Annotated in this window: 7 protein-coding genes; 2 read left to right on the top strand and 5 right to left on the bottom strand. The window is 41.9% G+C overall.

Annotated elements, in window-relative coordinates:
• Positions 1–41: 41 nt before the first annotated feature.
• Positions 42–2,333, bottom strand: a complete 2,292-nt coding sequence (locus tag N6A79_RS10970; protein ID WP_268545965.1) for an AGE family epimerase/isomerase — start codon at positions 2,331–2,333, stop codon at positions 42–44.
• A gap of 171 nt (positions 2,334–2,504) precedes the next feature.
• Positions 2,505–3,116 carry a TetR family transcriptional regulator gene (locus N6A79_RS10965; protein WP_268545964.1) on the bottom strand — a complete coding sequence of 204 codons (612 nt, stop codon included), beginning with the start codon at positions 3,114–3,116 and terminating at the stop codon, positions 2,505–2,507.
• Positions 3,117–3,566: 450 nt separating this feature from the next.
• Here N6A79_RS10965 and N6A79_RS10960 point away from each other — a divergent pair, with 450 nt between their 5' ends.
• Together N6A79_RS10960 and N6A79_RS10955 are read left to right on the top strand one after the other, a co-directional pair.
• The gene (locus N6A79_RS10960) at positions 3,567–4,970 is read left to right on the top strand and encodes an efflux RND transporter periplasmic adaptor subunit (RefSeq protein ID WP_268545963.1); all 1,404 of its coding nucleotides are present in this window, start codon (positions 3,567–3,569) and stop codon (positions 4,968–4,970) included.
• On the top strand, positions 4,967–8,152 hold the full coding sequence (locus tag N6A79_RS10955; RefSeq protein ID WP_182417667.1) for an efflux RND transporter permease subunit: 3,186 nt from the start codon (positions 4,967–4,969) through the stop codon (positions 8,150–8,152). Before N6A79_RS10960 ends, N6A79_RS10955 begins: the two co-directional genes overlap by 4 nt.
• 122 nt (positions 8,153–8,274) lie before the next feature.
• Here N6A79_RS10955 and N6A79_RS10950 read toward each other — a convergent pair whose 3' ends face one another.
• The 3 genes from N6A79_RS10950 to efp all read right to left on the bottom strand — a co-directional run bounded on the left by N6A79_RS10950 (position 8,275) and on the right by efp (position 12,175).
• Positions 8,275–10,245, bottom strand: coding sequence for an O-linked N-acetylglucosamine transferase, SPINDLY family protein (locus N6A79_RS10950; RefSeq protein ID WP_268545962.1), 1,971 nt, complete (start codon positions 10,243–10,245; stop codon positions 8,275–8,277).
• Between the two features lie 201 nt (positions 10,246–10,446).
• Positions 10,447–11,238: an inositol monophosphatase family protein gene (locus N6A79_RS10945; RefSeq protein WP_182417665.1), complete on the bottom strand. Its 792-nt coding sequence runs from the start codon at positions 11,236–11,238 to the stop codon at positions 10,447–10,449.
• Positions 11,239–11,611: 373 nt separating this feature from the next.
• Positions 11,612–12,175: an elongation factor P gene (efp, locus tag N6A79_RS10940; RefSeq protein WP_182417664.1), complete on the bottom strand. Its 564-nt coding sequence runs from the start codon at positions 12,173–12,175 to the stop codon at positions 11,612–11,614.
• Between the last annotated feature and the right edge of the window lie 702 nt (positions 12,176–12,877).

The raw sequence follows: 12,877 nt of genomic DNA, 5'->3' as shown, positions 1-12,877 counted from the left end.
GCGAAATTTAGAGGGTAAACTCATTTAAAGGCAGTGTTGATTTAATTATTGTGTTTTGGATTAATTTGCTGGGCAAACGAGCGATATTGGGTGAGGGCGCAAACCAGGTGATAAAATATGGAGGCAGGCACCTGATTGGAGCGGCCGCGGCCATCTTCGTCAATCATGTCAATCCAAAGACCTTTGGGCGCAGCATCTATATGCCAACGGAATAACCGCCCGACCCGCGCTTCAATTTCTGGCTTTAAGTCGGGTCCCTGATTGCCATCAAGGGCAATAGCAGCTTTAATTACTTCGGTTTGTGGCCAACTGCGCGAATTGCGATCAATCGGTAAGCCAGAACGTGAAACAGAATTATAGGCAAGGCCAGTTGCACGATTTAAACCATTGGCAATGCCAAAAGCGTAAAGTTTGCGTGCGAAAGGCACTAGGTTCTCGCAAGATTTTTTGGCCTTGGCGCAAAGATTTTGGTAGCTAATAAGCAATGAAGCCCATTCAAAATGGTGGCCGGGCTCGCAAATGTCACCAGATTCGCCAGTTGCTATACGCCATTCATCATCAAAAAATTCGCCTAATGTCCAGCTATCACGATCAAAGAAATGGCTTTTAAACAAATCCACAATACGCGATGCCCGTTGTAAATAGTCGATGTTTCCAGTCACATCATACCATGCAAGAAATGTCTCTAATAAATGCATATGGGGGTTAGAGCGCCGCCATTGTCGTTCGCCATTGGGTGTTTCAAAAAAGCCTTTGCCGCCTTTATCGCTTAAATGGTCATCCAAAAATGCAAAACTATTAATGGCAGCAGGCAAAGCTTTTTTATGTCCGGCTTTATGGGCATGGGCAAGCGCCAACAAAACAAAGGCTTGGTCATAAAGATCTTCCACGGGATTTAAGATGTTGCCACTGGCGTCAAAACTTGAAGCCCAGCCACCATTTGCCGTTTGTCCGTGTTTTAAAATAAAATTAAGCCCATGGTCGATAAGCTGCTGCGCTGGCCCATCCCAACCCATTTCACCGGCTATGGCAAAGGCATAAATTTGCCGTGCCATGGTACGCATGCGGCGCTCGCCAATAATCGGCAGACCATCAAGCCCCAATGCTTCATAAAACCCGCCCTTGTCATCAACGCCGCGCGTTGACCAAAGTGGCAAGGTTTCGTCAAATAGCCAATGTTCAACCCGTGCATTATAACTACCAGCAATCGGCATACGATCCGGCGCGGGAGTAAATTTGGCTTCTAAGCGACCAGATTTTTCTAAAGCAGCTACCACTTCGCGTACATTTTGGCTTTGACTGACGGGGGCAACAAAGGTTGCATCACTGGTTGCAACTACTGCCATGTTGCGCAAACCAACCGCTGATAAAAGCCCGCCTTGCGAACGTAAATATGAGCGCTCACAATCAATCGCTACAACATCGCCAATGATGACATTGCCAAATTCATCACGATTATTGTTTTCGCCTTGCGCGTCGAGCAAGGATTGCCATGAACCTAAATCATTCCAGTGAAATTTAGCGCGAACAAGGGCAATATTTTGCGCATGTTCCATAATAGCGTAATCAACTGAGGTTGAGGGGATTTCCGAATAATCATCAAAAGGAAGCCAAGTGCCAGAAATATCTGTTTTAGCAGCTTTTAAGGCAGTTGCAGTTTTATGCCATATATCAGCAGATAGTTTTAAAAAACTTTCTTGCATGGTTTTGGCACTAAATAGAAAAATACCAGAATTCCAAAGAAAATTACCCGATGCAACATAGTTTTGTGCGGTTTCAAGGTCGGGTTTTTCAACAAAGCGCTCAACATCAAATACATGATTGCCTAGCGTTTTATTATTATCTTTGGCTGTTTCAATATAGCCATAGCCAGTTTCTGGTTTATCGGGGGCAATACCAAAAACAACTATTTTACCATTTTGGGCAGCAAGTTTGCCTTCATCGATTGTCGTCCAAAAATCATCATTCGTGGATATTTCATGATCACTTGGCACAACAAGAACAAGCGCATCTTCGCCTTGCTCATTAAGCGCAATTTGGCTAGCAAGCGCGACGGCTGCGGCAGTATTACGACCAATTGGTTCAAATATTGGGCGGCCACCATTTAAGGGGAGACCTGCAATATCTTGACCAAGTCGGCTCGCATGGGCTTCAGACCCAATAAGATAAATCGGTGTATCGCCGTGATGATTAAGACGGCTTACCGTTTGTGATAGCATAGAGCCATGGCCGGAAAAATCATGAAACTGCTTGGGGAAATCTTCACGCGACAAAGGCCAAAGACGAGAGCCAATGCCGCCACTCATAATAAAGCTGATAATTTTTCCCGTCATGGCATTCTCCTGTTATATGCTCTAATTGGCGTTTTACGGCACATTTTTGGCGATATGACATTTTAAGATTAACGTTTTTAAGTGTTATATACTAGAAACGTTTTTTATAAACTGCAAACTTATATAAGGTATAAAAAATGCAAATTAACCAAAGATGTTTTAAACTTATGGTTAAATATGCAGAGCTGATATTTGAGTTTTTATGGCTTGGTGCCCAATTTTTTGTAAATCAAAATTTTTGCCAGAATGTAGCCATTCACTGATAATTCCGCCAATAATGGCCACGAGCATGCGGGCTGCGTCTTGGGGCGAAAAATCTTGGTTAAGCATCTGTCGATCTTGTGCGACCTGTAAAAGACGTATGAAAAGGTCTAGCATGCTATTTTGCGCTTGGCGCAGACGCTCCACCATTTCAGAAAAAGCGCCAACATATTCGCAGCGTTGGGTGATAATAGTGACAATCCGTTGCTGTTGCTCATCCTCGCTAAAAATTTTGAATGCACGTTCTGCTGATTTTTCAAGAATGTTAAGAGGATTAATAGAATCACTTTGCTGTGCTTCTTCAATGAGGCTTTCTTGCGGGAAGCGGACTTTTTGAATCATGGCACGAAATATTTCTGCTTTATCGGCAAAATGGAAATAAATAGCACCGCGTGTGACGTTGGCACGTTTTGCTATCTGCGCAAGGGTGGTTTGTGAAACACCCTGTTCAAGGAAAAGAAATTGCGCTGCAGTAATGATAGAATCGCGGGTTGCTGCCGCCTCAGCTTTTGTACGTCGCATATATGTTCCAAGTTAATCAATATATATCAAATGCTTGCTGATATTGTTTAGGCAATTACGATTTGTTGGTGAATCATTATTGTGCTAAGCATCAGATGTTTTTATACGATAATGAAGGGGCAGTTTTGTAGTAGCATCAAGAATCAGCGTTTTTACAGCTTTTGTGTTTCTAAGATCATTTTTTTGTGACCATTAGTAGGAGATAATAACTATCGACTTTTACCTAGGCAATGGGATAATTACAATATAAGTTCAATTATTTACTTGAAGCATGTATAGGCCATATTATTAGTATTTTAACGCTTGATTGTAGGGTGTAACAAGGTAAATTTAACAAAATATTCAATTTACCTTCGATTTCACCTATTTACAAACATTGGTGTCGGTATATTTTAGGCATATCATGATATAGAGGTCTGATCAGACATGAATTTTTTAAAGAAATTAACGATGGGCATTGCAATCAGTGCTACCGGTTTGAGTTTAGTGGCATGCGGTCAGGAACAAAAAGCCCAACAACAAATGCCCCCTCCTAATGTTTCCGCTGTGACCATTGATAAGCGTGAAGTTCCTATCACCTATGAATATGCTGGTCGTGTAGCTGCCTATCGCGAAACTGAAGTGAGAGCGCGTGTTGGTGGCATTTTATTGCGCCGCAACTTTATTGAAGGCAATGAGGTAAAAGAGGGCGATGTTTTATTTGAAATAGACCCTGATACATATGATGCCGAAGTTGCTCGTCAAAAGGCAGCGGTCGCTCAGGCTCAGGCGACTTATGATCAATCATTGCGCGATGCAAAACGTGCGGAAGAATTATTAAAACAACGTGTTTATAGTACGGCGCAGCGTGATCAAGCTTTTGCAACGCGCGATGCCAATGCCGCAAGTTTGCAGCAGGCGCAAGCGATGCTAAAAACAGCAGAACTAAACCTGCAATATACGAAGGTTACAGCGCCTATAAGTGGTGTTACCTCTAGGGAACAAGTTCCTGAAGGTAGTCTTATTAGTGCTAATGGCTTGCTAACGAGTATTACTCAAAGTAATCCAATTTATGTTAATTTTTCCTATACAGATAGTGAAGCCAAGGCCATTCAAAAATTAATGGCTGACATGAATGCCCGCGGCGAAAAAATTGATAAATTACAGGTAAGAATTACCTTTGGTGATGGCAGTGAATATCCAGAGCTTGGAACAATTGATTTTACCTCGCCAACTCTAGATGCGACTACAGGTACATTGGGTGTACGTGCGGTCTTTAACAATGATAAACGGCAATTGGTTGCAGGACAATTTGTACGCGTTACTGTACTTGGACTTAAACAGGATAATGCCATCGTCATTCCTGAAGCCTCGCTATTGCAAGATGCAACCAATCAGTATGTTTATATTATTGACGAAAATATGAAATTGCAAAAACGCGTTGTTAAAGTCGCGCGCGAGGTTGAGGGACGTAATTGGTTGTTAGAGCCTGCAACCAAGGTAATGGTTGATGCACCGGCAGCTCAAGCAGCTCCAGCTGCTGCAGCGGGGCAAAAGGAAGAAAGCCGTACCAAAGCAGATAAGCAAGTTAAGGCTGGTGAAACACAACCGGTTACACCACAAAAAATAGAGGAAACTATTGGCCTTATTGGTGGCGAACGTGTTATTAGCGATGGTATTGTTGGGGTTCAATCCGCCATGGCTCGGAAAAAACCGGGTAGTGATGCAATCGGCAATTTAACAACCCTTGATGGAAAGGCATTGCCTCAGCCGGTGCAAGGGCAAACAGAGCAAGGGCAACCAACAAAAGACCCATCTGCAAAAACCCAAGCTCCTAATGATGATAAAACCCCTAAAACGGGTGAAAAACAATGAATTATGGTTTTTTCATCAATAGGCCAGTTCTATCTGCCGTTTTATCAATTGTAATTGTTCTTGCTGGTATTTTATCTATTCCTAATTTGCCCGTGGAACAATATCCAGATTTGTTGCCGCCTCAGGTTACAATTTCGGCGCAATATCCAGGAGCCAGTGCGCAAACGCTTGCGCAGACTGTTGCTGTTCCTCTTGAGCAGCAAATTAATGGCGTTGAAGACATGATTTACATGAACACGGTGTCTAATGCGCAAGGTACTTTGCAAATCACCGTGACTTTTAAGCAAGGGACTGATGCAGACCAAGCAACGATTAATGTGAATAACCGCGTGCAACGTGCGTTGACGACACTACCACAAGAAGTTCAGCGTTTGGGTGTTTCGGTGGTGAAACGTTCATCGTCCACTCTTGGTATTGTGTCGATGCAGTCAGATACAGCATCCTATGATCGTACTTATGTTGGCAATTATGCATTGCTCAATGTAGTGGATGATATTAAACGTATTTCAGGTGTTGGCGATGCGCAAGTTCTCGGTAGCATCGATTATTCCATGCGTATTTGGTTGCGTCCTGATAAATTGGCGCAATATAAGCTTATTCCATCAGATGTTATAACAGCAGTTCAACAACAAAATGCGCAATATGCTGTTGGCCGTTTCGGTGATAGCCCAGATAGTCAATCAGGGGCTTACACCTATTCTGCGACGACCCAAGGCCGTTTGATTTCGGTAGAAGAGTTTGGCAACATCATTTTAAACTCTGATGAAAATGGTTCGGCCTTACGTTTAAGGGATGTTGCACGCATTGAGCTTGGCACACAACAATATGTCGTTGATACCAAGCTTAATGGTACCCCGATGGTGCCGATTATGATTTATTTGCAACCAGGTGCTAATGCATTAGCCACCATGGAAAGCGTTAAGTCGACGATGGAGGAACTTTCAAAGAATTTTCCTGCCGGCATAACTTTTGACGTTCCTTATGATACTACTAAATTCATTGTTGTTTCAGTCGAAGAAGTTATTCATACTTTCATCGAAGCGATTTTGTTGGTTATTGTTGTTGTTTTCATTTTCCTACAAAATTGGCGAGCAACTCTTATTCCGCTCATCGCGGTGCCAATATCAATCATTGGTACATTTGCTGGTATGTATGTTCTTGGCTTCTCGATCAATATGCTAACGCTTTTTGGTTTGGTGCTGGCTATCGGTATCGTCGTCGATGATGCTATTGTGGTACTTGAAAACGTTGAACGCTTGATGAGTGAGGAAAAGCTATCGCCCCATGATGCAGCGGTTAAATCTATGGCTGAGGTGACTTCGCCTATTATCGCTATTGTTCTGGTGCTTTGTGCCGTGTTTATTCCGGTGTCCTTTATGGGGGGGCTTGCTGGTATCATGTATCAGCAATTTGCGATTACGGTTGCAATTTCAGTGGTAATTTCAGGGCTTGTTGCTCTAACGCTAACACCTGCTTTATGTAGCTTGCTTTTGAAACCAACCCACAAGGAGCCGATTGCACCTTTCAGAGCGTTTAATAAATTATTTGATGCAATTACTGATCTTTATATGCATGGCGTCAAATTTTTCATTCGTTATGTTGCAATTGGTATTGCGATCTTCATTTTTGTTTGCGGATCTGTTTTCTATCTGTTCGAAAAAGTTCCAAGCTCACTTGTTCCAGCTGAAGATCAGGGCGTCTTAATGGTATTCGTGACGCTTCCATCAGGCGCGTCGCTTGACCGCACCTCGAAAGTTATGACGCAGGCCGAGGCGATATTAAGTCAAAATAAGGCGGTTGATTCAATTGTTTCTATTGCCGGTTTTGATTTGCCATCAAGTGGTCTTAAAACCAGTGCTGGGGCTATGTTCCTAACACTGAAAGATTGGAGTGTTCGTGGTAGTGATCCAACGCAGGATCCACGTCAAATGCCAGGTCCAATTATGGGGGCAACATTTGGAATTCAAGGTGGTTCTGTTTACCCAGTCAATCCACCACCAATTATGGGGCTTTCAATCTCCAGTGGTTTTGAGCTTTACATTCAAGATCGTAGTACCGGTACAGCGCAAACAATTGAAGAAACGTTAAAAAAACTTAATGACGTGACGCAAAAGGTTGTGCAAGCCGCACGGATGCGTCCGGAGTTAGATCCTCAAACAGTTCGTACGACTTTTGATCCAAATGTGCCTCAATATGATTTAGAGGTCAAACGTGATGAAGCTTTAACAATGGATGTGCCGATTAGCACTATTTATGATGCGCTTTCATCAACCTTTGGTAACGTCTATATCAATGATTTTACGCTTTATGGTCGCAATTATCAGGTTAAATTGCAATCTGAAGCTGAATTTCGACGTACACCTGAGGACTTAAAGCAAGTTTTCGTCAGGTCAAATACTGGGAAAATGGTACCACTTGATGCCTTAATTACAGCAACTCGCGTTGTTGGTCCTGATCAGTTAGAGCGGTATAATGCCTATTATGCAACTAAAGTAATGGGTTCAGCAGCTCCAGGCTATACGACAGGTGATGTAATTAATGCGATGAGAGAAGTTGCTGCAGAAGTATTACCGCAAGGTTATCAGTTCGCCTGGACAGGGACTTCTTATCAGGAAGTAACAAATTCAGGGCAGGGAAGTACCGCGCTTATTTACGGTATCATAATGGTATTTCTTATTCTTGCTGCCCAGTTTGAAAAATGGAGTTTGCCACTTGCTGTTATCACGGCGGTACCTTTTGCCGTTGCAGGAGCGCTGCTACTTACTTTGGTACGTGGGCTTGCCAATGATGTGTACTTCCAAATTGGGCTTGTCACGCTTATTGGCCTTGCCGCCAAGAACGCTATTTTGATTGTAGAGTTTGCGGTGCTTGAGCGTGAAAATGGTAAGTCAGCGGTGGATGCAGCATTATCGGCGGCAAAAATGCGCTTCCGTCCAATTGTTATGACGTCTCTTGCTTTCATTCTTGGCGTGTTGCCATTGGCAACTTCGACAGGTGCAGGGTCTGCAAGCCGCCATGCAATTGGTACTGGTGTTATTGGTGGTATGTTGGCGGCAACATGTGTTGCAACCTTCTTTATCCCAATGTTCTATCGTTTGATTGGTGGCAGGGGCAAAGCTTCTCGTAATGCTGACAATGGAACCAATAATGGTGGTGATGCACCACAACCAGTAAGTCATTAATAGCTCTACAAAAATAAAAAGCCCCGCATTTTGCGGGGCTTTTTTATGCCAATAGATGTTTTACTTTAAAAAACAGCTAAATAACTTGAATATAAAGCACTATCAGATTGTTGGCGAGTTAATTAATCGCAAGTAATAGCGCAGTTTTGGTTTAGGGAATGGTTTTGCCACATTTTTCCATAAAGCTTTTCAAGGTTGGTTGCAAAAACCTGGGTGTCAAACAGCGGTGAAGTCATCCGTTTTTCCGCAAGTGTTTGGCGTAATTTTTGCCGTTGCTCAGGGCTTTTTGCCAAGGCGATAATTCTAGCCAAATAGTCATCATCGCAATTGCAAATAAGATCGCTAAAGCCATGGGTGGTTAGCAAGCTACTTGCGACACGTGAAGCAAAACTCGCACCACGTTTGGTGATTATTGGAACCCCAGCCCATAAGGCATCGCTTGCTGTGGTATGGGACGTATAGGGAAATGTATCAATGGCGATATCCGCAAGACCAAGACGCTGAAGATGCAGATCAGTGCTTAGGGGGCTAGCAAAGGTAATACGGCTAATATCAATATTGCGTTTTGCAAACTCTTTTAGTAAATTATCGTAAACGTCTTGTTCTTTGGGTTTAATCAGCCACAAATGGGCATTATCAATATTGGCAAGGATCTTTTGCCATAAATCAATCGTTTCTGGATTGAATTTGATAATTTGATTAAAATTGCAAAGCACAAGTGCATTATCGGGCAATCCCATGTCGGCCCTTGTTACATTGGTCGTAAAAGGACGCGTGCGGTCATTGGGTTGGTAGCAATGAGGCATTAACGCCAATTTTTCGCTAAAGCCGTTTGCATCGTCTATTGGGGTAACAATAGCATCACCAATAATATAATCAGCAAGGCGCTCATGTCCCAAAGTGCCAGGAAAGCCAAGCCAACTTACAATGATTGGGGCAGGATGATAAGCGGTGATACCAAGGCGGTGTTCGCCCGTATAACCCTTAAGGTCAACAATAATATCAAACCCATTGTCAGCAATCCATTGCGCTGCGCTAAAATCGCTTTTTTCATATAAATTATGTTGCGGCCAACCCAATTGCGCTAAGCGGGCTGTATAACTATCTTGCTTTGGTTCATTATAGGCAAGAATATGAAAATCAAAGTCTGATTTATTATGTGCTTCCATCACACCAATCATCAGCCGCATCGTGGCATGGTCATAAAAATCCGAAGAGAGATAGCCAATTTTTAATCGCTTTTTTAAAGGTGCATGTTGGCTTATTGGACTAATGAGAGCAGGTCGGCTAAAAATAGTGCCGTAACGGCTAAGCGCATAGGCATGAGCAGCTGCACGCAAGTTTAGCGGTGTAAGGATTGGCATATTTAAAATGGATAATGCATCACCAACATTGCCACCATTAAGCTCATCATTTTCACATAACTGCCGGTAAATTGTATCAACCTTACCTAAGTCATTCCAAATTGCACCACGGCGCATGACCCGTTGCAAACCGCCCCAATCTTTTGCGGCATTAAAATTTTGTGCAGCTTCATTAAAGCGGCCAGTTTTTTCGGCTATTTCGGCAAGGCCTGCATAAATTTGCGGTAAGTTGGGGGCAAGTGTCTTTGCCTTTAATAATTGACTTTCCGCATTTGCATAATCTTGTTTTTTTACCGCCAAAAAAGCAGAATTAACGAGGCTTGCCAGATGATTATTATCACGCTGCAAAGCATCTTCATAATGCATGCGCGCATTTTCATAGCGTTCAAACCCTTGCTCAACCATGCCTAAATAATAATGGGCATTGGCATTTTGATTGAAAGCTTTAGCAAAATCTTTGGCAAAAGTTAAAGCCTCTTCTTGTCTTTTCATTTCCCAAAAAAGACGTATCAATAAGTCATAAGCGCGCACATCTTTTTTTATTTGCAAAAGCTTTATAAGATCTGCTTCGGCTTGTTGGTAGGCTTGACGTTTAAGATAGCAGGAAGCTCTAAGATAAAGTCCTTCAATGTCCTTTGGTTTTTTACTTAAGAATTGGTCAAGCAATTCTTCTGCCTTGCTAAAATCCTTGGCATTATAGGCAGATACTGCTTTGATAAATCGTTTCATAAAATTGCTTTCCTACCATTAAGATCTAAGCTAAATATTGCATAGTTTATGAAAAATATGAAGAAAATAGCAATGGTTAAAGCGCGTTTAGTTTAAAATAAAGAGGAGAAAAAATCTTTTTACCTAACCGCTAAAAAGATCAATAAAAAAGGCTATTAATAATAATAGCCTTAAATTAACATCAAAATATTTTGCTGACTATTAGATTGGGCGTTTAAGCACTTTCATCAAAGCGCCATGCATTAGTTCATTACCAACGACAATATTTTTTGTGTCAAACATATTTTGACCGCCATCTTTGTCGGAAACATAGCCACCAGCTTCACGTACCATAAGCATGCCAGCTGCCATATCCCAAGGTTGCAAACCATCTTCCCAAAAGGCGTCAAGACGACCTGCAGCAACTGCGGCAAGATCTAATGATGCTGCACCCATGCGGCGAATACCGGCAACTTCACCCATGACGTTGCGCAATTCAACAAGGTAATTACCATGATGACCGCGACCTAAATGTGGAATACCCGTGCCGATAACTGCATCTTCAAGTTTGCGGCGTGCTGCAACACGCAAACGACGATCATTTAAAAACGCACCACCACCGCGTTCCGTGGTGTAAAGCTCATCTAATACGGGGTTGAAAATAACACCAGCAACAATTTGTCCTTGGCGTTCTAATGCTACTGAAATTGCAAAGAGTGGAATACCATGTAGAAAATTGGTAGTGCCATCAAGTGGATCAATAATAAAGCGATGCTGGGCATCATTGCCGATAACTTCGCCGCTTTCTTCCATTAAAAAACCATAGTCGGGACGGGCGCGACTTAATTCATTGTAAAGAATGCTTTCTGCCTTTTTATCGGCTTGGCTAACATAATCGCCAGGGCCTTTAAGGGAAACTTGCAAATTTTGTACTTCACCAAAATCACGAACCAGCGAGCGACCTGCTTTAACTGTCGCTTGTACCATCACATGCATTATAGCCGAAAGGGCCATTATCTTTTCCTATCACTTTAGCTGTGTCACCTAAGGGTGATCTATAATATCGTCAACTTTATGAAAATCTTGGCTGCTTGCCAAGACAAAACAATGGGAATGATTTTATTATCGTTTTATCAAGCATTAAAGCGCTCGCCGATCAAATATGTATTTTGACGCAAGTGTAATGATGGTGCCTATGAACAATAATATTGGTCATTCCAAAACCAAAAAGATCCTGTTTAATTTGCTCAGATACAATCTAAACAGTAAAAAACATTTCGTTTGCTGCCATTTATTCGGCGCATACCATTTTATCTATGGTGAATTTTATTCGTGTAAAACGTGTAAATGCATGGGTGGCATTTTAAAATGCCACCCAAGTAAAACATTAGTCAGCGCGGCGAAGATAAGTAATTTCGTTGGTATCAACGATAATGCGCTCACCTGATGCAATGAAAGGCGGTACCAATACGCGAATACCATTTTCAAGGATTGCCGGCTTATAGGAAGAAGCAGCGGTTTGGCCCTTAACAACAGGGTCAGCTTCAGAAATTGTCAATGTTACTTGATCAGGCAAGGAGATACCAATTGGTCTGTCTTCATAAAGTTCAACAGTAACAGTCATGCCATCTTGCAAAAATGCAGCGCGATCGCCAACAAAATCCTTTTGCAATTCAAGCTGTTCATAGCTTTCAGAATCCATGAAAATCAAAGCTTCGCCTTGTTCATAAAGAAATGTGAAATCTTTTTGCTCAAGGCGCACTTTTTCAACAGTCTCAGCCGAGCGAAAACGTTCATTAAGCTTGGTGCCATTAAGAAGGTTTTTAAGTTCAACCTGATTAAATGCGCCACCCTTGCCAGGCTTTACTGCATTGCATTTTACTGCAACCCAAAGGCTGCCATCATGCTCGATCACATTGCCTGGGCGAATTTCATTGCCGTTAATTTTCATTTATCTATCCACTTATATCAAATGTCTTATAATTTTTGCTATATTCATGTGTTAAGAGGCTAAATAACACATATTATAAAAAATTCCACTCATATTGGCATAAGTTTGCTTCTGATTAATGCAAGCTTACCTATCAGTCTCATTTTCATGAATTATTACTGTTTGGTAGCACCAATAAATCCTGTGTTTTAAAAACCATATCAAAGACAGCGAGCGAACTTTTCAAATAACGTTTCACTATCGACATAGCATTTATATTCCATCTTCCAAAACCATAAAATTGTAATGAAAGCAAGGAAAATGCCACATTTTTAAGGTTAAGTTTTGTAAAATCAGTTTTTTTTTGTCTTTGTCAAAATAGTACACACCCTTTTGCTATATGCTTTTTAAAAACCGCTTTTATGTTTTTAGTGTTTTTATGGTTTGCGTGGTTATATCGTTTGCATATTGGTCATTTGGGGGATTGATGATGTACTTCGGTCAGAGGGGGATAGAGTTTGTTGTGGTATAAATCATCAATGTAAAAAGGACGCGACTATTTGCAATATGTCAGGCTTTCGCAATTGTAATGCGGCAAATGTTTAATTGTCCTTGTTAGGCGGGCATTTACTAATATGGATAGAATACCGCCTTCAACATTGGTTGGTGGGTAATGGTAGCTATGACTTGAACCTATACTGCCTTTTTGAACACGCGCTGCTA

The sequence above is a fragment of the Bartonella sp. HY761 genome, from assembly GCF_026743145.1.
GTDB lineage: Bacteria > Pseudomonadota > Alphaproteobacteria > Rhizobiales > Rhizobiaceae > HY038.
The sequence above is the reverse complement of the archived record's forward strand: the minus strand, read 5'-3'. Positions and strand labels throughout refer to the sequence as shown.

What these genes read in the sequence shown, in the direction of transcription:
- N6A79_RS10970 (WP_268545965.1), bottom strand. Translation starts at nt 2,333, where the DNA reads ATGACGGGAAAAATTATCAGCTTTATTATGAGTGGCGGCATTGGCTCT.
- N6A79_RS10965 (WP_268545964.1), bottom strand. Translation starts at nt 3,116, where the DNA reads ATGCGACGTACAAAAGCTGAGGCGGCAGCAACCCGCGATTCTATCATT.
- N6A79_RS10960 (WP_268545963.1), top strand. Translation starts at nt 3,567, where the DNA reads ATGGGCATTGCAATCAGTGCTACCGGTTTGAGTTTAGTGGCATGCGGT.
- N6A79_RS10955 (WP_182417667.1), top strand. Translation starts at nt 4,967, where the DNA reads ATGAATTATGGTTTTTTCATCAATAGGCCAGTTCTATCTGCCGTTTTA.
- N6A79_RS10950 (WP_268545962.1), bottom strand. Translation starts at nt 10,245, where the DNA reads ATGAAACGATTTATCAAAGCAGTATCTGCCTATAATGCCAAGGATTTT.
- N6A79_RS10945 (WP_182417665.1), bottom strand. Translation starts at nt 11,238, where the DNA reads ATGGCCCTTTCGGCTATAATGCATGTGATGGTACAAGCGACAGTTAAA.
- efp (WP_182417664.1), bottom strand. Translation starts at nt 12,175, where the DNA reads ATGAAAATTAACGGCAATGAAATTCGCCCAGGCAATGTGATCGAGCAT.